Consider the following 24,624-nt stretch of genomic DNA (forward strand, 5'->3'; position numbering starts at 1 on the left):
ACGTCGTCCTCCCTCACCAGCTGACCGGAAGCCTGACCAGACCCCGGACCAGCACCGGACTCTTCCATTCGAGACCATCATCCTCGACGGCGAATCGGAGCTGTGGCAGTGCCCCGAACAACGCGGTCAATCCCACCTGAAGCATCATCCCGGCCAGCGCGGCGCCAGGGCAGCGGTGTGGACCATGCCCGAAACCGAGATGCGGACGACCGATCCGATCCGGGTCCAGATCCTCGGGTCGTTCGAAGGCGGCCGGATCCAGGTTCGCCGATCCGATGGCAGGAAGCACGGCCTCCCCCGCCCGGATGAGGACGTCACCGAGCAGTACGTCCGACAAGGCATAACGGGCGAAGCTTGCACTTGCGCCGAGCGGCACGAAACGTGTCAGTTCCTCTACCAGGGTGGGGGCCAGACCAGGATCTGTCCGCAGGCGATCGACCAAGCCCGGCCACTGGATGAGGAGGTAGATGAAGTTCGAGAGTTGACTTGTGACGGCCTCGTTCCCCGAAGCGAGTACACCGATCCAAGTCGGGACGATCTGATCCTCGGAGATGACTCCGTTGTCGGCCGCGTCCACCAACTCTCCGAGTAGACCGACTGACGGGGTCCGCCGGTGGCGGTTGATCAGTTCGGCGAGATATTCCGCCAACCTCGCCATGCTCTCGTCGACCTCGGCTGGACTCATCGTGGTCACACTCAAGGTGGCGTCGGTCCACTCGCACAACTGTTTGCGGTCCTCGGTCGCCATCCCGAGAAGTTCGAAGGTCACCTCGGCTGCCAAGGGGATGGCGAAGTCGTGGACCACGTCGGCAGGCGGACCGGTGTGCACCATCTCAGCGATAAGCGAGTCAGCTACTGACCGCGCCGTCGGGCGCAGCTCCTCGATCCGGCGCGTATTCAAGGACCGCATCACAATCCGCCTACGCGGAGTGTGTTCCGGTGGGTCCAGGGATAGCAGGCCGCCCTGGATCACGTCCTCACTCATCCTCGGCTCGTCCCGGCCGGTGGAGGCGGCACGGCTGAACCTGGGATCGGACAACACCGTCCGAACGTCCTGGTAGCTGGTAGCGAGCCAGGCGTCCTCTCCGTAGGGCATCCGGACTCTCACCACCGGCTCGGTGGAGCGCAAGGCCGCATATGTCGGATCAAGCTCTAAGCGGTCGACCGACCCGAAGGGATAGCTCCTCGGTTCGCCTGCTGTGACCATCCAGTCGTCTCCTCATCGGCGGCTTCCGAGATGGAAGATCCACACAGAGAGTAAGAATACGACTACCCAAAGTCAACGAGGGTGGTGAGCGGTGCGCTCACACGCATGACGGTATGCCGGGCGGGGTAGCGAGCCGCCGCCCGGAAACCGATCGAGAAAAAGATCACGACCTCGGGCGTACCTGTCCCTCGCCCCAGATGACCCACTTGGTGGAGGTCAGTTCCGGCAGGCCCATCGGTCCCCTGGCGTGCAACTTCTGCGTCGAGATACCGATCTCGGCGCCCATGCCCAGTTCGGCGCCATCGGTGAAGCCGGTCGAGGCGTTGACCACGACCGCCGCAGCATCGACCCGGGCGACGAACCGCTTCGCGACCCGCAGGTCGGTGGTGAGCACGGCCTCGGTGTGCCCCGAACCGTGTCGCCCGATGTGATCGATGGCGTCCTCGAGGGAGTCGACCACCTTCACCGCAAGGTCCATCGACAGGTACTCGGTGTCCCAGTCCGCCTCGGTGGCAGGCACCGACTCCGGCAGCAGCGCTGCGGCGGTGGCGTCGGCATGGAGCAGCACCTCGGCGGCCCGCAGCTCCGAGCCCATCCTCGGCAGGAAGGTCTCCGCGACGGAGCGATGCACCAGCAGGGTCTCGGCGGCGTTGCACACGCTGGGGCGGCGGGTCTTGGAGTTGAGCACGATGCGAACTGCCCGATCGAGGTCGGCGGACTCGTCCACGTACACATGGCAGTTGCCCACCCCGGTCTCCACGGTGGGAACGGTGGCCTGCTCGACGACGGCGTTGATGAGACCGGCGCCGCCACGGGGGATGACCAGGTCCACCAGACCGCGCGCGGTGATCAGGTGCCGAACCGAGGCTCGATCGTGGCAGGGCAGCAGCTGCACCGCGTCGACCGGCAGCTCCCGAGCCGCCAGGACATCACGCAGAATCCCGACGAGCGCGGTGTTGGACCGCTCGGCGGAGGACGACCCACGCAGCAACACCGCATTGCCGGACTTCAGCGAGAGCCCGGCGGCGTCCACCGTCACGTTGGGCCTGCCTTCGTAGACCATGCCGAGCACACCGAGCGGCACCCGCAGTTGCCGCAGTTCCAGCCCGTTGGCCAAGGCGCCGCCCCGCACCACCTCGCCGATCGGATCAGGCAGCTCGGCGATGGCCCGCAACCCCTCGGCCACCGCAGCGATGCGCTCCGGAGTCAGGGTCAGGCGGTCGACCAGATTCGCGGCCATATCGGCCTTGTGCGCGATCGCCCGATCGGCCTCGTTGGCCTCGACGATCTCCGGGGTGCGTTCGAGCAGTGCCTCGGCCATGGCGACAAGAGCGGAGTCCTTCTCGCCCCGCGTCAACAACGCGGTGTCCGCAGCGGCCGAACGAGCCCGTCGCGCGGCATCGAGCACCTCGATCCGCAGTGCCTCGCCTGCCAACGGGTCGGCGGGAGAATCGACGGCGGCACCCGGGGTGTGCCTGCCTTCGGTGTCGGGGTTCTCCACGGCCTCATCCATCGTCGTGCTGGTCATCTGCCCAGCGTAGAGGCTTTCCGCCACCGGCATCGACTGAGTTCCCACCCGGTGCGATGTCCCCGTGCGGCCTGAGGTATGCCTGAGCATGTGGACGAGCAGGGGTTGCGAGAACTGGCCGAGGAGCGACTGCGCGCGCTGGCAGGCCCGCAGGCACGACTACGTGCGGACCAATGGGCGGCCATCAGTGCGTTGGTGATCGACCGCAGGCGGGCGCTCGTGGTGCAACGAACGGGCTGGGGCAAGTCCGCCGTCTATTTCGTCGCGACCGCGTTGTTGCGCGAGCTGGGCGAGGGCCCGACGATCATCGTCTCGCCGCTGTTGGCCCTGATGCGCAACCAGGTAGAGGCCGCAGCAGCCGCAGGCGTGCACGCGGCCACGATCAACTCGGCGAACGCCACCGAATGGGAGCAGGTCCAGGACGCCGTGGCCTCCGGCGAGGTCGACGTTCTGCTGGTCAGCCCGGAGCGGCTGAACAACCCGGATTTCCGCGACACCGTCCTTCCCGCGCTGACCGAGAGCGCCGGTCTGCTCGTGGTGGACGAGGCACACTGCGTCTCCGACTGGGGGCACGATTTCCGTCCCGATTACCGCAGGCTCCGGACCCTGCTCACCGAGCTGCCCCCCGGTGTCCCGGTGCTGGCGACCACGGCCACCGCCAACGATCGCGTGGTGCACGACGTCACCGAACAACTCGGCCTTGGTCAACCGGAAGCGCAGACCCTGGTGCTGCGTGGACCGTTGGACCGGGAGAGCCTCCATCTAGGTGTCCTCCGGCTGCCGACGGCCCAGGCTCGGCTCGGCTGGCTCGCCGAGAATCTCCCGAATCTCACCGGATCGGGGATCGTCTACACCTTGACCGTCGCCACCGCGGAGGAGGTCGCGGGCTATCTGCGCGACCGAGGCCACGAGGTGGTCGCCTATACCGGTCGCACCGAGGCAGCCGAGCGGGAGCAGATCGAGGCCGATCTACTGGCGAACCGGGTCAAGGCCGTGATCGCGACCTCGGCGTTGGGGATGGGCTTCGACAAGTCCGACCTCGGATTCGTCCTCCACCTGGGAGCTCCGTCCTCGCCGATCTCCTACTACCAGCAGATCGGCCGAGCGGGACGTGGTGTCGAGCGGGCCGACGTCCTGCTGCTGCCCGGCAGGGAGGACGCCGACATCTGGCGCTACTTCGCCTCGTTGGCCTTCCCCCCGGAGCCGGTGGTCACCCAGGTGCTCGCGGCGTTGAACGGCGCGGACCGACCGTTGTCCACCTCGGCGTTGGAGCCTCGAGTCGAGCTGTCCCGCAATCGACTCGAGGTCGTGCTCAAGGTGCTCGACGTCGACGGGGCGGTACGTCGGGTGCGCGGAGGCTGGGAGGGCACCGGGGAGGCCTGGTCCTACGATGCCGCGCGGTATCAACGGATCGAGCAGGCCAGGCAGTCGGAACAACAGGCCATGCTCACCTACCTGGACACCTCCGGATGTCGGATGGAGTTCCTGCGCACCCAACTCGACGACCCGCAGTCGGCGCCCTGCGGACGCTGTGACAACTGCACCGGAACGAACTGGTCCAACGAGGTGTCGACAGCCGAGCAGGAAGCGGCGGGCGAGCGGCTGCGCAGGCCGGGTGTCGAGGTGGGCACCCGTAAGCAGTGGCCCACCGGACTGGCCACCATGGGTATCGAGGCCACGGGTCGGATCGATGCCGGTCATGCAGCGGAACCGGGTCGGGCGCTCGGGCGACTCACCGATATCGGGTGGGGAAACCGACTGCGTGAGCTGTTGGCCTCCGATGCGTCGGATCAAGCGGCGCCCGAGGACATCGTGACCGCCTGCGTGACGGTCCTCGCCGCGTGGGATTGGCGGCAACGACCGGTGGGAATCGTCGCCGTCGGCTCCCGCAGGCGGACGAGATTGATCCGCAGCCTCGCGGAGCGCATCGGTGCGCTGGGCAGGCTCCCGGTGCTCGGTGAGGTCGCCGTGCTCGGCGATGCACCGCACCGCGCGAACAGCGCCCAGCGGGTTGCGGCGCTGTGGAACGCCTTCGAGATCCGGGAACCGCTCGCCGGTCGACTGGCCGGTGTCGAGGGCCCGGTCCTGCTGATCGACGACCACGTCGACAGCGGTTGGACGATGACCATCGTGGCGAAGGCACTTCGGCAAGCAGGAGTGCCCGCCGTCCTGCCCTTCGCCTTGGCGGTCACGAACTGACCCCCGCCTGCTTCTGCCTCCCGTCCGAGGCGGCCCGTCCGTCCGAGACCGAGTCGTCGGTACCGGCAGGCGCCTGCTGGGTCTCGACGGCCGGTTCCGACTCGGCAGCCGGTTCCGACTCGGCAGCCGCATTCGACGCAGCAGTCGAGACGCCGGAATCGCCCGGGTTGATAGCGGTCTCGGGACTCGGAGTCGGCTGTTCTGCCCCGGTGGCCGCCGCGAACGAGATCCGCTGTCGGAGTGGGTCCGCGACCGCCGGATCAGGAGTTCCGGGCCCGAAGCCGGGTTCCTGATCGGAGGCGGGCTCGGGCACCGAGTCCGCCACGATCCGGATCGGACCCGTCTGCGGCGCGCCCGGGTCGCCGGATGGCGTCGGCCCCGGGTAGGTGTGGGGGCGGGCGAGAGCACCGCGAACCGACGACGGAACGGTGAGCGCGATAACCACCAGTGCGGGTAGCCCGAACGTCGAGCTGATCAACAGCGGGTCGGCGACGACGATCCCCGGCACGCCGCTCTCGGCGACCATCGCCCGGACGACGATGCCCACCACACCGAACATCAGGAACACCGAGGCGGTGGTCACCGCAATCGGCCGACCACGCCCGGGGTCACGCCGAAGCACGGCCCGAGCGGTGAGCGAGCCGACGACCAGGGCTGCCGAGAAGATCAACATCATCACCCGGACACCGCGATCCTCGGTCGCATCGAAGAGCGTGATCAGCAGGTGGATGAAGCCCGCCACTCCCGTTGCGGCGATGAGTTCCAGCGCCCGACCCGCCGTGCTCAGCCAGCCGAGGTGATCCGGCAGCCGGTTCATCGTGCGCAGCACTCCGGGTGCGGCCACGAACACGGCTGCCGCAGGCCAGAAGACCAGGCCGCTCAAGGGCCGGTAGATCGACTCCACAGCGGGCGTGAACACCATCGTGATGAGCAGGACCGCACCCAGCCAGATGACCACCCGCCGCCAGCCGGGGTCGCCCAACACGATGCCGACGAACGGCGGCACCGTGAACACGACCATCGACAGGACCAGCGAAGCCATTCCCAGCAGGGTGACCGGTGCGAATTCGCCAGCCCGGTCGATCATCCCGAGCACGGTGCTCAGCAACAAGCACAGCACTGTCAGCGCGGCGACCGTCACCGAGGAGATCCGGCAGGCCTCATCCAGGCCTCGGCGCACCCAGAACAGCTCCCACGCCCTCGGCGACAACGCGAGGACCGCACCAGCCAGGCCGATACCGAGGCCGGAACCGAACCCACCCTCGATACCTGCGGCAGCCGCGTCCAATCCGCCGCTGTCGAGCGCCACGCCGTGATCGGCCGCTCGGCCCCCGACGATGTCCAGCACCAGAGTGGTGATCACCACCGTGAGATACGGGAGCACCAACAGCAGCCGGATCAGCCATGCGCGAAAGGGATCCGGTGGCCGAGATAGCGCACCGGAGCGGACGATGTAGGGCGCCGAGACCGCGAGCAGCACCAACACCGCCGTCAGTACCACGGGAACCCGATCGGCACCGAACCCGGACCCGTCCCAGGGCGATGCGAGCGACAACACGACGAGAAGCAGCGCCACGCCGTCACGCAGGTAGTCCGAGACAGAGATCCGTCCCGGTTGCGTGGCTGCGGCGACGGGCGGTCTAACAGGCGGCTGTCCGAGATTTCCAGCCGGCGCGCCGATATTCGCTCCGACACCCGCAGGGGTTCCCGATTCCGTTGCGGCAGACGCCCCGGCGGCAGCCGGAACGAAGTGAGGTCGTGCCGCCACGCAATGGGAGCAGGCACTCGCGCCCCCCGTAGCGCTCCCGCAGCTCTCACACGTTTTCACCGGGTCTCCTCACCGCTGGAAAACATCGAGACGCGCGTCTGCTCTCGCCAGAGAGATGGCAGAGCTCGCCAGCGTCGATACCACATCGCATTGTTGCGGTAGCCGCGCTTCCCGTTCCGCGCGGGATGCTGCTCCCCGACGGGTCTGTCCGTCGCCGGAGGATCACGAATCAGCGCGCAGGCCCGATCACTGCAACACCACGAGGTCGTCCGCGTGCACGATCTCCCGGCGGAACTCGGCGGGCAGCTCATGGGTGGATCGTCCGATCAGCTCCGGCAGCTCGGAGGCGTCGTAGCCGACCACCCCTCGGGCCACCACCCGATCGCTCCGGTCTACCAACTCAACGACGTCACCCGCGTGGAAATCGCTGGTCGTGTCAAGGATTCCGGCTGCCAGCAACGAACGACGTCGCTGTGTCACCGCCTGCACCGCGCCATCGTCCAATCGAACCCGACCCTTGGCGCCCGCCGCATATCCGAGCCAGAACCGCCGGGCCGACAATCGAGCCCCGGTGACGGCGAAAGCCGTACCGACATCGGCCTGATCGAGCGCACGCGCGGCATCATCGGCACCGGCCAACAACACCGGGATACCCGCTGAGGACGCCAGCTTGGCGGCGGCCAGTTTCGAGGCCATTCCGCCGGTACCGAGCCCATCTACCCGACCGTCGCCCGCCTGTACCTGCACGAGGTCCTCGGGTCCCCGGACCTCGGTGATCCGGGTGGCACCGCCGTGTCGCGGGTCGCCGTCGTACAGGGCGTCGACATCGGAGAGCAGGACCAACGCATCGGCGCCGACCAGGTGCGCGACCAACGCGGCCAGGCGATCGTTGTCACCGAATCGGATCTCGTCGGTGGCCACCGTGTCGTTCTCGTTCACCACCGGCACCGCCCGCAGGGCGAGCAGCCGTTCGAAGGTTCGCTGGGCATTGCGGTAGTGCGCCCGACGGATGACGTCGTCGGCGGTGAGCAGCACCTGGCCGACGACCCGCTGATGGCGTCCGAAGGAGGTCGCGTAGGCGTGTGCCAGCGCGAGCTGTCCCACGCCTGCCGCCGCCTGCTGGGTCGCCAGATCCTTCGGCCGACGAGCCAAGGCCAAGGGGGCGAGCCCCGCCGCGATGGCACCGGAGGAGACCAAGACGAGTTGACCACCACGCGCGCAACGGTCGGCCACCACGTCGACCAGGGCATCCAGCCGAGCACGGTCCAGGCCGCCGTGGGCGGTGGTCAGCGAGGAGGAACCGACTTTGACGACGAGCCTGCGTGCCGTACCGACTCGCTGACGCGTCTCGGACCGTGCAGTGGCAGGCTCGTTCACCGTCATCCCGCTGTGTCCTCCACGTCGAGACCTCGTCGGATGCGCGAGGCCGCTTTACGGTCCTTCGCAGGCACGCGGTCGTTGCGCTCCAGCCTTCGGTCGGTTCCTCGGCCGGTCATCGACACCGCCACGCCCGCAGGGGTTGACGGCTCCCAGTCGAAGGTCAGACCGCCGAGGGTCACCGAGGCGCCGGGCTCGGCGCCCAGCGCGGCCAGCTTGTCCTCGACACCCAGTCGGGCGAGCCGGTCGGAGAGGTAGCCGACTGCCTCGTCGTTGTTGAAGTCGGTCTGGCGCACCCATCGTTCGGGCCGCTCGCCGCTGACGATGAAGGCACCGGGCTCAGCCGGGTTCGGTGCGACCGAGAAGCCGCTGTCGTCGACCGCCTTCGGACGCAGCACCAGTCTGGTGGGCTCCTGTGCGGGCTGGGCAGCGCGGTACTCGCTCACCACGCGTCCCAGCGCGAAGTTCAGCTCCCGCAATCCTTCCCTGGTCGCGGTGGAGATCGGGAAGACCTCCAGGCCACGTTCCTCCAGGTCGGGGCGAACCATGTCGGCCAGTTCCCTGGCCTCCAGGATGTCGATCTTGTTCAGCACCACGATCCTGGGTCTGCCTGCGAGATCGCCACCCAAAGACGGCGTGTAGCGGGCGAGCTCCTCCTCCAACGCCTCCAGGTCGGAGACCGGATCGCGGCCGGGTTCCTCCGTGGCGCAATCCAGGACGTGGACCAACAGCGCGCAGCGCTCGATGTGCCGCAGGAAGTCGAGCCCCAGGCCCTTGCCCTCGCTCGCGCCAGGAATCAGACCCGGCACGTCGGCCATGGTGAAGACCGTCTCACCAGCGGTGATGACACCCAGATTGGGTACCAGCGTGGTGAACGGATAGTCGGCGATCTTGGGCCGCGCGGCGGAGAGCACCGCGATCAGCGAGGACTTGCCCGCCGAGGGGAAGCCCAGTAGGCCGACATCGGCGACCGACTTCAGCTCCAGAACGAGCTCGGCCTCCTCGCCGGGCTCACCGAGCAACGCGAAGCCGGGCGCCTTGCGCGCCTTGGATGCCAAGGAGGCATTGCCCAGGCCGCCACGACCGCCCTGCGCGGCGACGAGCCTGGTGCCGTGCCCCGTGAGATCGGCGAGGATATTGCCGTCGGGATCGGTGACCACCGTGCCGTCGGGAACCTTCAGCTCCAGGTCGACGCCGGTGGCGCCATCCCGGTTGTTGCCCTGGCCCTGCTTGCCGTTGGTGGCGCTGGCGTTCGGGTGGTAGTGGAAGTCCAACAGCGTGTGCACGTTGGAGTCCACGACGAGGATGACGTCGCCGCCTCGGCCACCGTTGCCGCCGTCCGGGCCGCCCAGCGGCTTGAACTTCTCCCGGTGTACGGAGGCACAGCCGTTTCCGCCGTTGCCTGCGGCCACATGAATCGCCACTCGGTCGACGAAACGCGACACGGCGGTACTTCCTCTCTCACTGTCCGGCTCCGGTGGTCACCGGCTCGGAACCGACACAAGGCGAGGGGCGGTCCGGATCTATCCGGGCCGCCCCTCGCCAGGGTCGAGCTATCGTCTTCGGCGGGACTCAGCCCTGCGCCAGAACGATGTTGACGGTCTTGCGACCACGCTTGCTACCGAACTCGACCGCTCCAGCGGAGAGCGCGAACAGCGTGTCGTCCTTGCCTCGGCCGACGTTGACGCCGGGGTGGAACTTGGTGCCGCGCTGGCGGACCAGGATCTCACCTGCGCTGACGACCTGACCGCCGAAGCGCTTCACACCGAGCCGCTGGGCGTTGGAATCGCGGCCGTTCCGGGAGCTCGATGCGCCCTTCTTGTGTGCCATGGCTGCTCAGGTCCTCACTTGTCGGAGATGCCGGTGACCTCGACGCGGGTCAGCTTCTGCCGGTGACCCTGGCGCTTGTGGTACCCGGTCTTGTTCTTGAACTTGTGGATGCGAATCTTGGGGCCCTTGGACTGCTCGACGACCTTGCCGGTCACCGCGAACTTCTCCAGGGCGGACGCGTCGTGCGTGATGTCGTTGCCATCGACGACGAGCAGCGCCGGGAAGTTGACCTCGGTGCCCGGCTCGCCCTCAAGCTTCTCGACCTCGACGACGTCGCCGACAGCCACCTTGTACTGTTTGCCGCCGGTCTTGACGATCGCGTACATCAGGACGGAAGTCTCCTGCTACTCGACGATGATGGACGGCGTGCGAACACAGATCGAGAAAAGCGGATTCTGTGTGAATTCGCACGGCTGGGTTCGCCCGGACGGCGAACCGGAGCCCAGGTTACGTGTCCGGTTGTCACAGGGTCAAACCGGGGTCCCCTCACCCGCAGCAGACCGCCGTGCCTGGCCGAGACCGAGCATACGTTCTGCCTGGTCACGATACCTACGAACCAGAATCAGACCGGGCGATTCCTCGGAATCATCGACCCGCAGGCGCAGGCTGCGGTCGAGGCGTTCGAGCGCCAGGCTCGCCGCTCGCCGCACCGTCCATTCGCCGGGCTCGTCGGTCAGCTGCGCGCCGAGGTCCGGCTGAGCGAGCAAGGCCGAGCCGCTGTGCAGCAGACATCGCGCCAGACCCGCCGCATCACCGAGCTCGACGAAGAGATCGGTGGCCTCCCGCCACAGCCTCGCAGCTCTGACCCGATCACCCAGTTCCCATTCCGCCACACCGCGCAGCTCCACCGCATGGGCCCTGGCCGTCTGGTCATCGACCTGTCCGGCCAGCCATTCCGCCTCGTGAAGGTGCTGCAACGCATGCCGAGGCTCACCACGGCGTAGCCGCAACGCGCCGAGATTGATCCGGATCCCGATCCAGCCCTTCAGATCGGAGAAGGGCAGCCGGTCGGCCGCATCCCGCAGGCAGCTCTCGGCCTCCTCGAGCGCGTTGTCCTGGGAGTGGGCAGGCAGGGTGCCCGCCAGCCTGCCGTGTTCCACCTCACGTAGCCGAAGCACCGCCCAGGCGTTGTTCTCCCGCCCCGACAGCGAACCCGAGTACGTCATGGTGATCTCGCCGAGTTCCTTCTCGGCCTGTTGTGGCAGGTCCTCGAGCTGGAGGGCCGTGGCACGGGTGATGCGGGCCAGGTTCTGCACCTCGGAGTCGTGTCGGCGAGGCAGGTGCTCCGGCCAGGCTCGCCGCCACCGTCGCCGCGCCACGCCACGCTCGCTCGCCGCCGCGATCGCATCGGCGAGCGCGTGTAGGTCGGCGCCCCGCCGCTGCCGGAGGAACCAGACCTCCAAGGCGTGCGCGACGGCGCGCAGCCTGCGGGCGGCACCGGGCCGTCGATCCTCGATTCGAAGCAGGTCCAAGAGCCGCGATTCCTCGGCGGCGAACCAGCGTTCGGCCCTGGCCCGTCGATGGGCGACGAAGAGGTCCTCGGCGAAGAATTCCGCGCGACGGGCGTAGTAGCGCAGCGGATAACGGCGGTCTCGTCCGCCGCGCCCGAGGCGGGTCCGCTCGGCGGCCGGTTCGTCGGGCGAGTCGACGTCGGGAGGCCGCCTGCGCTGCCAGGACCGCAGTGTTCGCAGCCCGATCCAGGCCAATGCCGCCACGCAGATCCCGGCGGCCAGGATGATCGTCAAGGAGATCCGGCTGCCCGGACGGGCCAGCACGACCTCGGCTATCGCCGCCGAGAGCAGCACCAACGGAAGCCAGGACAGCACCTTGACCGCCCAGTCACGGGCGACCTCGGAGTGCCAGCCACGCCACGGACGGCCGCTCGACGTGGCCTTCTGCTCCGAGCCCGAGGGACTCGACACGGCATCGGACGCCGCCTCGTCGGCCGCCGTCTCTCGATTGACATCGGGAAGGTCGTCACGCGGCATCTCGGCGCACCCCCGCCAGTCCTCGAACGGCCGTCCGCCACCCGACGATCAACACGAGCAGCGGGACCATCAACGACAACACCGCCCCGGCGGCCAGCGGACCCGCCGAGGTGTGGAACCAACGGCTCTCGCCCCACAGCAGCACCGTGAGCGGCGAAGCGAGCGTCCCGCCGAGCAGCAGTCCCATCACCAGGTCGTTCCAGACCAGGACGAACTCCAGGACCGCGACGGCGACCACCGCGTCCCAGTGCCGCCGGATGAGACCGAAGGCTTCCGTCCGCCGATCGACCTCGCCCGTCAACATTCGCTCGGAACCGCTCGGCGCGGTCAAAAACGCCCCGCGCATCAACAGGATCGCGAAGGGCAGGCCCGCCGCCGTGTGGGCAAGAATCAGCGCGAGATTCAGGTTCGTCCCAGTGAGATTGCTCGACCCGAACCACTCGGCCATCGGTGCGGCATAGAGCTGCACGGGAGCGACCGCCAGCAGGGCGAGAGCGACCACGATCGCGGTGGCCCGGCGCGGACCGGCCGCGCCCCATGCCAACGAGTGGGCGACCGATCCTGCGATGACCGCCACCAACAGTGCCGTGGTGCCCGCCATGAACAGGCTGGCACCGAGCGCGCCGAGCAGGCCGCTGTCGAGCATCTCCCGCACCGATTCCAGACCGAGACCCGCCGTGCCCGGACTCCACCAGCCGTGCAAGGCGGCATCGGCGGGGCTTCGCAGCGCGGTGCCGACCAGCACCACGATCGGCAATAACCACACCACGGCGATCAGGCCGAGGGCCACCGCGACGGAGCCGCGCAGCAGAGCGCTCCTGCGCGGTGGGCTTCCGATCCGACCGTCGACTCGGCCGCGAGGTACCAGCGGCAGCAGCACGCTGGTCACTCCCCGGCTGCGCCGCACACCCCAGACCGCCCCGAGCGCGACCACGGCCACCATGACGAACAACAAGGTCGCCATCGCAGCGCGTTCGCCCTGGGTCGCCTCCGCGGAACGCCACCACAGCACGGCACCGACGTCGACCTCGGCCTGCAACGGGCCGGGCACCAGGACCAACACCAGATCGAAGAGCCGCACCGCGGCCACGATCAAGGTCAACATCACCACGAAGACCACCGGCCGGAGCAACGGCAGGATCAGCCGGGTCACCCGCCTGATCGGGGTGAGGCCCTCTGCCTTCGCGATTCGCACCAGATCCGGTGGGATCGCATCGAGCCTGGCCCGAAACAGCGAGACGGCGAACCCCAGCCACGCCCAGGTGAAGGCCGCCACCAGCGGGAGCCACACGACCTCCGCCCGATACGGCTGCGGGCCCGACCAAGACGGCGTGATCGCGTGCTCCGGGATGATCAGCCGGTAGTCGATGAATTCGGCCTCGGCGTCCGCCGACGGACGCAGCCGCAGGGTGAATCCGCCTCGCTCATCGGTCACCGTGCTCACCGGCTCGGCCCCGGAGGCGTCGGCCAGGATCGGCACCCCGGGCAGCGGACCCCATTGATCGACCAGGGAACCCGTGATGAACTCGGAACGCGGTTGGTCCGGCTCGGGGCATGAGATCGGCGAGAGCTCCCCGGCAGGCCGGTTCGCTGCGGGCGGCACACTCGACGGCCGGCCCCCGGTCTCCGCAGCTGCACCGGACACCGATGCGTCGGCTTCGCGGAGGGTGACCACTCGGAGATCGACATGGCAACCGGCGCGATGACCGAAGGTCGTGGCCAGGTCGCCCTGATCATGTAGACGGGCCGGATCGGGCAGGGTCTCGTCGGGCCGAGCGCCCGGCGCCGGAGCCGGCTCGGCGAACATCTCGTACACGCTCGTCGCCAGCGCGCTGAGCGTGCCGCGCTCGGGATCCGGGTCGATGAGCAGTCGGAAGGCCGCTCCGGTGACCAACATCGAGGCGGCCAACGGGATCAGTAGCGACAGGGTGAGCAACCGCGATCGCGTGCCGGCCAATCGGCTCAGAGCCGCGATGGACAGGCCCAACAGGCTGACTCCGATGGCGACGACGGCCCAGAGTCCGCTACGCGCCAGGGCATCGCGCATCGTCGGATCCGTCAGGACACCGAGGTAATGCTCCAGACCGAAGCCCCCATCGGGTCCGGGGATGCGCAGACTGCGCCAGATGGTCACCAGAATCGACGCCACCAGGAGTACGGCGAGGACCCCGGCGAACAGATTCGCCGCCAATCGCAGGCCGGCAGGATGTAGAAAATGCGCGCGCTGCGGACGGCCCGCCGAATGGTGGGTGACTCCCGCAGTGATGTCCCGACTCGCCAATTCGAATTCGATCGGCTCGATGGGTTCCTCGGCGGCCGTATCGGGATCGGCCCGCTCGCTCACGGTCTTCCCACCGGCGCCCCGGCGCCGTGCATCGGCCGACTCATACGCTCCCCCATGGCTGATGCGAGCCGAGCGATCCGATCCTGCTGCGCACCCTGTACATCCCGCAGGAATCGCTGGAGTTCACTGCCGAGTCGGCCCCCCAGCGCACCGATGTGATCGGACAGATCGAAATTCAGATCCCCGTCGACCTCCCGGATCTCCTTCGCCAATCCGGCCAGAATCGGATGTCGATAGCCCGCATCGGGAAGGTCCTGCTGCAGCGACAGGAATCCGCCTTCGCCCGCCCAGATCCGGGCCGCCGCGCCGCCCGCAAGCCATTCGACCAGCGCAAGCGCGCTCGGGGGAGCCTGCGCGGTCACCACCGCGACATCGCCGCCGACCACCAGCGGGGGTGCCTCGCCGGACTCGGCGCTCGGGAACGGAAAGAAATCCCAATCCCAGCGACCACCGGCATTCATCGGGCCGTGCTCGTCGATCAACGAATAGACGAAATCCGATCCCGCGACCATCAAGGCAGCATTCCTGGCGAAGACATCCAACACCGCGTCGTCGTGCTGGGTGGCCAATGCGGCATCCACTCCACCGGCCAACGCCCTGGGAGTGCCCCATAACCGCCCCAACCGACGTAGCGCCTCCTGTACACCTGCGCTCGTCCACCCGATTCCGGCCTGCGCCATCCTCCGATAGGCCGCCGCGTCGACGGAGAGCAGGACGTTCTCGAAGAAGTCGGTCAACACCCAGCCGTCCGAGGCGCCCAACGCGAGTGGGGTCAACCCGTGGTTGATCAATCGGTTGTTGAGCGCGATCCACTCGCCCCAGGTGCCAGGGACGTCCTCGCCCAGATCGTCGAATGCCTGCCTGCGGTACCAGACACAGGATTTGTGCGCGACCTTGAACGGCAGCCCGTAGGGCCGCCGGTCGACGGAGACCACGGACCGCCACGCATCGGGGACCACGTCCTCGTCGAAGGGGAGCGGCAACAGCCGGCCCGCGACGACGTTCGCCCGGATCAGGCCGGGCTGTGGCACCAGCACCACATCCGGCGCGCCGACCGGCCGAGGCCCGAGCGCTGCGGCGATATCGTCGCCCATCGGCACCAGCTGGGTGGCCACGCCGAATGGCTGAGCGGCGAAGGCGTCCAAGACCTTGCGGAACGCCGCGAGTTCCCGCCCACTCCAGGCCACCGCCACTCGCAGCGGCCCCGTCTCGCTCGCGCAACCGGCGATCGGACCCGCGATCAGGCACGCCCCCAACGGAAGCAGCATGCGGCCGAGGACGTGTCTGCGGGAGAGACCTCGGGAGCGGGTCACGACACGACCGTCGGATCGCCGCGAGATGCCCCGAGATCCACGATGTCGGGGCCGGGGACCACACCGTCGAGGCGGTGCCGATCATCGGTCACCACCAATAGAGCGACGCCGGCTCTGGCCGTGGCATCGAGTCTGCCCGCCCATCGGGGAAAACCGACCCTGTCCTCCACGACGGCGACGCTGCGACCTCGGAACAGGACCCTGGCGAAACCAGTCTGTTGACGCTGTCCCGGAGTGGCCCGATGCGGGTGGCGGTCGAGCCCCATCAGCAGCCCGGCGCGTACTGCCGCGCGATCCGCGTCATGGGCCAGCCGTCTGCTCGCGTTCGGGCCGTCCGGCAGCCTGCCGAACAGGATGTTCTCGCGAAGGGTCAGGTGCGGTAACAAGCCGCCGTCGGCGGGGACCAGTCCGATCAGGGGGCGGGTGCCGTCGGCCTCGGCGGAGCCGGGTCGCGCCCTGGGGCGCCCATCGACGGTGATCGTTCCCGCCGCAGGCTCAGCCACTCCGACGACCGCATCCGAGAAGCGGCACGCGAGGCTCGCATCGGGGAGCACTACCCCACCGACCAAACCGATCGCGACGGTGAGGCGCACCGGCCGGGGCATCCCGTCGATGCGGACGTCACGCAGCGCCAGACCTTCCCCCATCCGATCCTCCCGACCACAACGGCGTGTCCGTCATCACAGTAGTCAGTTGCACCGGGGTCGGATAGCAGGTCGGAAACGAAAGGACAACGGCTACGCACTCGTTATGGCCGAGGAAAACGGGGTGGCAGGGAAGAGCCGTAGAAAAACGGTGGGACCCGAATCCACCTCGGGTCCCACCGTCGATTCAATTCGAGTCGGTTATCTCATGCCGATTCGGTTCCGCTGCTCTTCGGCGGGCCCGCGGGCCGAGCGGCCGACCGCCTGCGTTGCCGTCGGACGACCGGGGCCGCTGCGGGCTCCGGCGTCGCAGGTGCGCTGCTCACCTGTTCCGGCTCGACGACCGTCTGCACCGCGTGGCCGTTGCGCGCCGAGGCGGCAGGCTCCGGGGCGACAGTGGTGGTCCCGGCGTCGACCGGTTCCCGACCGGTGGACTCGGCGACGGCAATCGAGGACGTCGCCTCGGCCGTCCGGGCGCTCGCTCGCAGGGCCTTGGCCTCGGCACGGGCCTCGGCCCTGCTCTGCCGCCTGCCCTGCACCGGGCTCTCGCCGTTCTCCCGATTCCCGTCCGCCGAGCCGACCTCGACGGCGGCCGCCTCGGTCGTCGAATCCGTCCCGGTGTTGCCCTTGGAACGCACCCGCGATCGGCGAGACTGCGTCGGAGCGTTGCCGTTCTGCTTCTCGGGGCCTGCCGCGCCGTTGCTGTGCGCGAGTCCCGCCGTCGACTGCGGGTGCTGGTGGTTTCCGGCGCCGTTGTTCTGCGCGGCTGCCCCGGAACCGGACGTGCCGGTCGCCGCTCCCCCGATGGGCTCGGTCGAGATGATGACGCCCCGACCACGGCAGTGTTCGCAATTGGTGCTGTAGGCCTCGAGCAGTCCGGTACCGACCCGCTTCCGGGTCATCTGCACCAGACCCAACGAGGTCACCTCGGCGACCTGATGTCGGGTTCGATCCCGCCCCAGGCACTCCGTCAATCGCCGCAGCACCAGGTCCCGGTTGGACTCCAACACCATGTCGATGAAGTCGATGACGATGATGCCGCCGATGTCGCGCAGCCGAAGCTGCCGCACGATCTCCTCGACCGACTCCAGGTTGTTCCGGGTGACGGTCTCCTCGAGGTTTCCACCCGAACCGGTGAACTTTCCGGTGTTGACGTCGACGACCGTCATCGCCTCGGTGCGGTCGATCACCAGGTATCCGCCCGAGGGCAGCCAGACCTTCCGGTCCAGGGCCTTGGCCAATTGCTCATCGACCCGGAACTCGGTGAAGGCATCCTTGAGACCGACGTGCCGCCGGAGCCTGCCCGCCAGGTCGGGTGCCACGTGGTTCACATACGACTCGATGGTGTCCCAGGCCGTGTCGCCCTGGACGACCAGCCCGGAGAAGTCCTCGGTGAAGAGATCCCGGACCACCTTGATCAGCAGGTCCGGCTCCTCGTAGAGCAGCTGCGGGGCCTGGGTCCGGGGAATCGCCGCCCGTTCCTTGATGACCTCCCACTGCGCACGAAGCCTGCGCACGTCTCGATCGAGGGATTCCTCGCTGGTGCCCTCCGAGGCGGTCCGGATGATGACGCCTGCCTCGTCCGGGACGATCCGCTTGAGGATCTCCTTCAATCGCTTGCGCTCGACGTCGGGCAGCTTGCGGCTGATTCCGGTCGCGCCGCCGCCGGGCACGTACACCAGGAATCGACCCGGCAGACTGATCTGCGTGGTCAGCCTGGCGCCCTTGTGGCCGACCGGTTCCTTGGTGACCTGCACGAGCACGCTGTCACCCGTGGACAGGGCCTGCTCGATCTTGCGAGCCTTGCCTTCGAGTCCTGCGGCATCCCAATCGACCTCGCCCGCGTACAGCACCGCGTTACGGCCTCGACCGATGTCGACGAACGCCGCCTCCATGCTCGGCAGCACATTCTGTACCCGACCGAGGTAGACATTGCCCACGATCGAGCCGTTGCCCGACGAGGTGACGAAATGCTCGACGAGCACGCCGTCCTCGAGGACCGCGATCTGCGTCCGGTCGCCACGCTCCCGCACGACCATCCGCCGCTCCACCGACTCACGACGGGCGAGGAACTCGGCCTCCGACAGGACGGGCACGCGCCTGCGGCCTGCCTCGCGGCCGTCCCGCCTGCGCTGGCGCTTGGCCTCCAGCCGGGTGGAGCCGCGCACGGAGCGCACCTCGTCCTCGACGACCGGCTCGACCTTCGAAGCGGGCGGCTTGCTCTCCCGAACGTGCACGACGGTGTTGGGCGGGTCGTCGGAGCGCGCGGCGGTCTCGTCGTCCGCGGTGCCCTTGCGGCGGCGGCGCCTGCGGCGGCGCCTGCTGCCCTCGGTCTGCTCCCCGTCGGCGTCCTCGGTGTCGGCCTCGGCCTCCGGCTGCTCCTCGACGACGGGCGTCGAGGGGGCGGGCTCGGTCGCCGTCGGTGTGGTGTCCGTGTCCTCGCCGTGTTCGTCGGTGCCCTCGGCATCCTGGCCGCCTCGACCGCGTCCCCGACCACGACGACCACGCCGACGCCTGCGCCTGCTGCCGGAGTCCTCGTCCTCGTCGCCGTCGTCGGTGCTGGTCGGCGCCGGAGCAGGCTGCTCGACGGGCTCGACGGGCTGCGGAGCCTCCTTGATCGGTGTCTGCTTGGCGGGCGCCTGCCGGACGGCCGGTACGGCGGCGGGTGCCTGCGGCGGCAGGAAGACGGGCTGCGGCGGCGCGAACACCGGTGCTGCGGCCCCGCGCGGGCCGGACTCCTCCGGCGCGGGAGCGGGTTCGGGCTCAGGCGTCTCGGCCCCGGACTCCGGCGTGCCCGCGACGGCCACGTCCGTCGGAGCGGCGGCGAGCTCGCTGTTGGGGGCCAACTCGGCAATGACCTGAAGTGCCAGCTCCCGCGACACACTGGACTGCGCGCTGCGCACCTCGGTGCCCAGCGCGGCCAACGCGCTCATCACGTCCTTGCTGCGAACCTCGAGCAGCTTCGCCAACGCATGCACTCGTAGCTTGGCCGGTAGCTCGGTGCCACCACCAGCCCGCGCGTCGGTAACCCCGCTGCGCTCGTCAGCGGGCGCGTTCTCCATCGACATACGGCTCCTCCGCCCCCGGGCGCGTCCTTGGGCGGACGCGGCCGCGCAGGGGCCTTCCTGTTCGTCTCCGTCGCGTCGAGCGACGGGAATCCTGTTTGAAGCCTGCCGTCTCCTCAAGCCTGGACTCGAGCAATCCGTGCAGGCTGATGCCTACGACGCCGTGTGGGCCTGCCCCATCATTCCCTGTGACAGGGAACACCCGACTCTGCTCGGGCGACCGCTCTATCAGCGGTCAACGGATCGACTAGACGCCCATCATCGTCGAGCCGCCCCTGCGCCATCCGGGTCGCCTTCGCGGGTACCGGCGGCTCCACAGCAGCGACGACGCGAAGCGCACTCAGCACGTCGTCCGGTCGCACGGTCGGAGTCACCTGCCGTACCACCGCCACGAGTATCCCATACGGTCTTTGCACAGCGCGCCGATCAAGCTGCCCGGCGCGCCGGGCGACCACCTCATCACCCTGTGTTGCGGGCTCACCCGATCGATTCGTTGCTGCGCCGCTGGTCGGGACTGCGGGTGCGAGGAGAGTCGATTCTCCAGTGATAGTGGACACGGTGGCCGACACCGTCTCCGGATCCGATTCCGAGGACAGCACCTCGGCTCGCACGATCGCGGCGCGCGCGTCGATGGCACGAAGTCCGTTCTTGGTCATCCGTTCGACCTGCACCGCCGACTCCGCCAGCATCAACTCGGTCGCCGCGCGCAGCGCCTCGGGATCGATCCCCGGAACATCGATCCGCCAACAGCTGGCGGTGAGCCGCTCGGCCAGCGATCCCGGTCCGGCCACGGTGGCCTCGACGACGTCCAGCCCGGGCGGCAGGGCCGTGTCCAACTCGCGGGCCAGCACCAACGGGTCGACGACCTCGGCCAGTGCCAGTTCGACGTACTCCGCCTCGCTCGCCGCACCGGTCGGTGCGGCACCCGCCCAGGAAACCTTGGGATGCGGGTTGAAGCCCTGGGAGTACGCCATCGGAACCCCGGCCCGCCGTAGGGCTCGTTCCATCGAACGAGCCACATCACGATGTGAGGTGAACCGCAGTCGCTCACGTTTGGCGAACCTCAGACGGAGCCGCTGCACCGGAGGTTGGGACGGATTCGGTTCGGATCTGCCGCTCAGCTCACACCATCCTGGCACCGCGTGTCGGGGGTCGCACAGACGGTACCGCGTGCCGATGGATGGGGCGCTTGTCTCCCGACGTCCGAATGGTTACCGTCCGCACATCGCCGATCGTCTCCTCGGCGAACGGTGATCGAAGCGACGGGAGCATCAGTGCCTCTCCTCAGCTCCGCGGCGGCGGCTGCGGTGGGCGTCGCGCTGGTCACAGCAGGTCAACTCGCCGTACCTGCGGCGCGACCGAGCATCGACTCGGACCCATCCTCGACCAGCTGTCTGACCGCCGAGGCCTTCCGGTACCTCGTGCTCTTCGAACCGGGTACCGATGACGACACGGCACGCAGCGCGATCGAGACGGCCTGCGGAACCCAGACCGTGAACTACTCGGAGATCGGCGTCGCCGTGGCGACCTCGGCGGATCCGAGATTCGACGAACTGCTCGGGGCCGACAGGGTGTTCTCCGCAGAACGCGCTGCCAGGGAACTCATCGGGCCGAGTGCCCTCGAAACAGACCGGGACGTCTCGGCGGCCGGGTCCACGCGGCCCGCCACGTCGTTCCAGGTACCCGGCTGGGCACAGCGCGTCGCGACCGGCAGTGCGGAGGTACTCGTCGGAGTACTCGACTCCGGTATCGACGCCGGGCACCCGGCCCTCATGAGAGCCATCGACACCGAGGCATCCGCAGGCTGCCTGAGCGGCGCTCCGGATCGCTCGGCAGCCGCCTGGACCGCGACGAGATCCGTACACGGCACGCACGTCGCGGGCATCATCGGCGCCGAGGGTGCGGACACGAGCGGGGTGGCCCCCGGCGTGCGATTGGCGTCGATCCGGGTGGTCGACGAGACCGGGGCGGTCTATCCCGAGGCGGCGGTGTGCGGATTACTCTGGGCTGCGGCCGAGGGCGTCGACATCGCCAACAACAGCTACATCGTCGATCCGTGGAACGCGCGCTGCACGGACGTGCCCGGTCGGGCGGTCGCGACGGAGGCCGTGCAGCGCGCGGTCCGATACGCCTCCCAGCAAGGGGTCCTACCCATTGCGGCGGCGGGGAACAATGCGTCCGACCTACTGGCTCTCGGCAGGCAGAGCGCCGCAGCGGCCGAATCGGGCGGCGACTGCCGTCCGTTACCGGCGGGGCTGCACGAGGCCGTCACGGTCTCGGCGGTGGGTCCCGAGAATCAGAAGGCCGGATACAGCTCCTACGGGCTGGGCGTGATCGACGTCGCCGCCCCCGGCGGTGAGCATCGGCGTGGCACCGACGACGGGGTGAGCGGCTGCATCAGCTCGACCGTGCCCGGCGGCGGTTACGACCGGTTATGCGGAACCTCGATGGCGGCTCCCTACGTGTCGGGGGTCGCCGCGCTGCTCGCCTCCCGACACCCGGAGGCGACGCCCGCCGGACTGCGCTCGATGCTGCGGAACCAGGCCATCCCGCTGCCCTGCCCTCGGGAGTACGACCTCAACCACGATGGCACCCAGGACGCGGAATGTCGCGGCACCGCGATGTACAACAGCTTCTACGGATCGGGCCTGGTCAACGTCCTGAACGCGGTTCGCTCCTGATCCGCCGGAGCCCGACCCCGGAAGGACACCGGCTGCCCCGGTTTCAGCGGGTCGCGGCGAGGTAGTCGCTGGTCGCCGCAGCGACCTGCGGCAGCCATGGGGTGAAGGAGTCCGGGTCCCCGTCGGCCAACTCCGCGAGGACCTCGGACAGCGGGCTCCACCGCAGGGCGAGGACCTCGCTGGGATCCACCTCCGTCGGCATCCCGCCGAAGCGGCCGACGAGGACATGGTCGTATTCGTGCTCGACGTAGCCCTGTTCCGGGTCGGCCGCCCGGTACACGAACGGACCGGCCTCTCGCAGTTCGTCGACCTCCACCCCGAGTTCCTCACGCAACCGGGTGCGCGCCGCATCGACCACCGACTCGCCCGGCCAGGGATGTCCGCAGCAGCTGTTCGTCCAGCGAGCCGGGAATCTCAGCTTGGCGGGCGAGCGCTGCTGCAGGAGCACCCGGTCCTCGGCATCGACCAGCATCACCGAGAACGCCCGATGCAGGATTCCCCCGTCCGAGTGGGCGGTGTGCACCGACGAACGTCCGACGGCCCGGCCCTGGGGGTCGACCAACTCGACCAGCCGCTCCTCACGGCCCCGCTGTCTGTCCTGCGCTGTACCGACCATCCGGGGTCCTCCTGCTGTCGGGGCCCGCAACTCGCCGAGAGTCACGGCCTGCGGTGGCGTCGCCTCAGCGTCCGGCCTCAGACGCCGGAGGACAAGGACGGATTACGTACCGGGCTGCCCTTTCCGACCGGGGTGATCGACAGCATCGGCCGACCGGTGGGACCGATCTCGATGTCGGTGCCCATCGCGGGGCACACGCCGCAGTCGAAACAGGGGGTCCAGCGGCAGTCGTCCTGCTCCTGCTCGTCCAGCGCGTCACGCCAGTCCGCCCACAGCCACTCCTTGTCGAGACCGGAGTCGAGGTGGTCCCACGGCAGCGTCTCGTGTTCGGTGCGCTCCCTGGTGGTGAACCAGGCGATGTCGACCCCGAACGCGGGCAGCTCGTCGGCGCAGGCGTCCAGCCAGCGGTAGTACGAGAAGTGCTCGGTCCAGCCATCGAACCGACCGCCCTGGCGCCACACCCGCTCGATGACGCGGCCGATCCGCCGATCGCCCCTGGAGAGCAGGCCCTCGATCAGCGAGGGCTTCCCATCGTGGTAGCGCATCCCGATACTGCGGCCCAGTTTCCGATCCTCGTTGACCGCCGCCCGCAGCCGACGCAGTCGGGCGTCGATCGTGTCGGGATCGGTCTGGGAGGCCCATTGGAACGGGGTGTGCGGTTTCGGCACGAACCCGCCGATGGAGACCGTGCATCGGATGTCCTTGTTACCCGAGGCCTCCCGACCTGCGCGAATGACCTCCTTGGCCATCGCCGCGATCTGCAGGATGTCCTCGTCGGTCTCGGTGGGCAGCCCGCACATGAAGTACAGCTTCACCTGCCGCCAGCCGTTGGCGTAGGCGGTGGTGACGGTGCGGATCAGGTCTTCTTCCGACACCATCTTGTTGATCACCCGGCGGATCCGTTCGCTACCGCCCTCCGGAGCGAAGGTCAACCCGGAGCGCCGTCCGTTCCTGGCCAGCTCGTTGGCGAGGTCGACGTTGAAGGCGTCCACCCTGGTGGAGGGCAGCGACAAGCCGGTGTTGGTGCCCTCGTAACGATCGGCCAGGCCCTTGGTGACCTCGGCGATCTCGGAGTGGTCCGCGCTGGACAGCGACAGCAGACCGACCTCCTCGAAGCCGGTGGCCGCGATCCCCTGTTGCACCATGGCGCCGATGCCCTCGGCCGAGCGTTCCCGCACCGGACGGGTGATCATGCCCGCCTGGCAGAAGCGGCATCCTCGCGTGCAGCCTCGGAAGATCTCCACGCTCATCCGCTCGTGCACGCTCTCGGCCAGCGGAACGAGCGGCTGCTTCGGGTAGGGCCAGGCGTCGAGGTCCATGGTCGTGCGCTTGACGACGCGGGCGGGCACCCGGTCCCTGGTGGGTCGCACCTCGTCGATGGCCCCGTCCGACAGATAGGTGACCTCGTAGAACCGGGGCACGTAGACGTTCCCGGTCTCGGCGAGTCTGGTCAGGATCTCCTCCCGACCGCCTGGTCGTCCCTCTGCCTTCCAACTCCGGATCAGCTCGGTGACCTCGAGAACCGCCTCCTCGCCATCGCCGAGGACGGCCGCGTCGAGGAAGTCGGCGATCGGTTCCGGGTTGAAGGCCGCATGCCCACCAGCCAGCACGATCGGGTGATCTTCGGTGCGGTCGACGGCATGCAGCGGAATTCCCGCCAGGTCCAGGGCCGTCAAGAGATTCGTGTAACCCAGTTCCGTGGCGAAGCTGACGCCCAGCACGTCGAAGGCACCCACCGGTCGATGCGCGTCGACGGTGAACTGCGGGACATCGTGCTCCCGCATCAGAGCCTCCAGGTCCGGCCAGACCGAGTAGGTCCGCTCGGCGAGCACATCGGGCTGCTCGTTGAGGATCTCGTACAGGATCATGACGCCCTGATTGGGCAGCCCCACCTCGTAGGCATCCGGGTACATCAACGCCCAGCGGACCGTGGTCGCGTCCCAGTCCTTGATTGTCGCGTTCAGCTCACCGCCGACGTACTGGACGGGCTTGGACACCCGAGGCAACAGCGGTTCCAACCGAGGAAAGACGGACTCGACGCTCACGGCGCACAGGGTAACCGTC

Annotated in this window: 17 protein-coding genes; 2 read left to right on the top strand and 15 right to left on the bottom strand. The window is 68.7% G+C overall.

The window, feature by feature from the left end:
- Positions 1–13: 13 nt before the first annotated feature.
- Both BKA25_RS19000 and BKA25_RS19005 read right to left on the bottom strand, forming a co-directional pair.
- On the bottom strand, positions 14–1,207 hold the full coding sequence (locus BKA25_RS19000) for a cytochrome P450 (RefSeq protein WP_069847857.1): 1,194 nt from the start codon (positions 1,205–1,207) through the stop codon (positions 14–16).
- Positions 1,208–1,370: 163 nt separating this feature from the next.
- Positions 1,371–2,720: a glutamate-5-semialdehyde dehydrogenase gene (locus BKA25_RS19005; RefSeq protein ID WP_084643597.1), complete on the bottom strand. Its 1,350-nt coding sequence runs from the start codon at positions 2,718–2,720 to the stop codon at positions 1,371–1,373.
- A 93-nt stretch (positions 2,721–2,813) separates the two neighbouring features.
- Between BKA25_RS19005 and BKA25_RS19010 the strand changes: the two genes are divergently transcribed.
- A complete protein-coding gene (locus tag BKA25_RS19010) occupies positions 2,814–4,934 on the top strand; it encodes a RecQ family ATP-dependent DNA helicase (RefSeq protein WP_221312375.1) in 2,121 nt (706 codons plus the stop codon).
- Here the strand turns inward: BKA25_RS19010 and BKA25_RS19015 are convergent.
- From BKA25_RS19015 to BKA25_RS19065, 11 genes are all read right to left on the bottom strand, one after another.
- The gene (locus tag BKA25_RS19015; protein ID WP_446323462.1) at positions 4,924–6,762 is read right to left on the bottom strand and encodes a DUF7937 domain-containing protein; all 1,839 of its coding nucleotides are present in this window, start codon (positions 6,760–6,762) and stop codon (positions 4,924–4,926) included. The two genes, BKA25_RS19010 and BKA25_RS19015, sit on opposite strands and share 11 nt — an antisense overlap.
- A gap of 186 nt (positions 6,763–6,948) precedes the next feature.
- A complete protein-coding gene (proB, locus tag BKA25_RS19020; RefSeq protein ID WP_069847852.1) occupies positions 6,949–8,085 on the bottom strand; it encodes a glutamate 5-kinase in 1,137 nt (378 codons plus the stop codon).
- Positions 8,082–9,524 carry a GTPase ObgE gene (obgE, locus tag BKA25_RS19025; protein ID WP_069847850.1) on the bottom strand — a complete coding sequence of 481 codons (1,443 nt, stop codon included), beginning with the start codon at positions 9,522–9,524 and terminating at the stop codon, positions 8,082–8,084. The genes proB and obgE overlap by 4 nt, the downstream gene beginning before the upstream one ends.
- 127 nt (positions 9,525–9,651) lie before the next feature.
- Positions 9,652–9,909 carry a 50S ribosomal protein L27 gene (rpmA, locus tag BKA25_RS19030; RefSeq protein WP_069847849.1) on the bottom strand — a complete coding sequence of 86 codons (258 nt, stop codon included), beginning with the start codon at positions 9,907–9,909 and terminating at the stop codon, positions 9,652–9,654.
- Between the two features lie 14 nt (positions 9,910–9,923).
- The gene (gene rplU, locus BKA25_RS19035; RefSeq protein WP_069847847.1) at positions 9,924–10,235 is read right to left on the bottom strand and encodes a 50S ribosomal protein L21; all 312 of its coding nucleotides are present in this window, start codon (positions 10,233–10,235) and stop codon (positions 9,924–9,926) included.
- Between the two features lie 144 nt (positions 10,236–10,379).
- Positions 10,380–11,897, bottom strand: coding sequence for a hypothetical protein (locus BKA25_RS19040; RefSeq protein ID WP_069847845.1), 1,518 nt, complete (start codon positions 11,895–11,897; stop codon positions 10,380–10,382).
- Positions 11,887–14,241, bottom strand: coding sequence for an ABC transporter permease subunit (locus BKA25_RS19045; protein WP_069847843.1), 2,355 nt, complete (start codon positions 14,239–14,241; stop codon positions 11,887–11,889). Before BKA25_RS19045 ends, BKA25_RS19040 begins: the two co-directional genes overlap by 11 nt.
- Entirely contained in the window at positions 14,238–15,554 is a 1,317-nt protein-coding gene (locus tag BKA25_RS19050; protein ID WP_157420999.1) for an ABC transporter substrate-binding protein, read from the bottom strand. Before BKA25_RS19050 ends, BKA25_RS19045 begins: the two co-directional genes overlap by 4 nt.
- Positions 15,551–16,201 (bottom strand): ATP-binding cassette domain-containing protein, encoded by a 651-nt coding sequence (locus BKA25_RS19055; RefSeq protein ID WP_069847840.1) that lies wholly within the window; start codon positions 16,199–16,201, stop codon positions 15,551–15,553. Before BKA25_RS19055 ends, BKA25_RS19050 begins: the two co-directional genes overlap by 4 nt.
- Positions 16,202–16,404: 203 nt before the next feature.
- Entirely contained in the window at positions 16,405–19,266 is a 2,862-nt protein-coding gene (locus BKA25_RS19060; RefSeq protein WP_069847838.1) for a translation initiation factor IF-2 N-terminal domain-containing protein, read from the bottom strand.
- 176 nt (positions 19,267–19,442) lie between these two features.
- Entirely contained in the window at positions 19,443–20,402 is a 960-nt protein-coding gene (locus BKA25_RS19065) for a TIGR03936 family radical SAM-associated protein (protein WP_375791860.1), read from the bottom strand.
- Between the two features lie 135 nt (positions 20,403–20,537).
- Here BKA25_RS19065 and BKA25_RS19070 point away from each other — a divergent pair, with 135 nt between their 5' ends.
- Positions 20,538–21,944 (top strand): S8 family peptidase, encoded by a 1,407-nt coding sequence (locus tag BKA25_RS19070; RefSeq protein WP_069847835.1) that lies wholly within the window; start codon positions 20,538–20,540, stop codon positions 21,942–21,944.
- A gap of 43 nt (positions 21,945–21,987) precedes the next feature.
- Here the strand turns inward: BKA25_RS19070 and idi are convergent, their stop codons facing one another.
- Complete coding sequence (gene idi, locus BKA25_RS19075; RefSeq protein ID WP_069847833.1) at positions 21,988–22,560, bottom strand: isopentenyl-diphosphate Delta-isomerase; 573 nt, start codon at positions 22,558–22,560, stop codon at positions 21,988–21,990.
- 77 nt (positions 22,561–22,637) lie between these two features.
- A complete protein-coding gene (locus tag BKA25_RS19080) occupies positions 22,638–24,605 on the bottom strand; it encodes a TIGR03960 family B12-binding radical SAM protein (protein WP_069847831.1) in 1,968 nt (655 codons plus the stop codon).
- Positions 24,606–24,624: the final 19 nt, after the last annotated feature.

Source organism: Actinoalloteichus hymeniacidonis, from assembly GCF_014203365.1.
In the GTDB taxonomy this organism is placed as follows: Bacteria; Actinomycetota; Actinomycetes; order Mycobacteriales; family Pseudonocardiaceae; genus Actinoalloteichus_A; species Actinoalloteichus_A hymeniacidonis.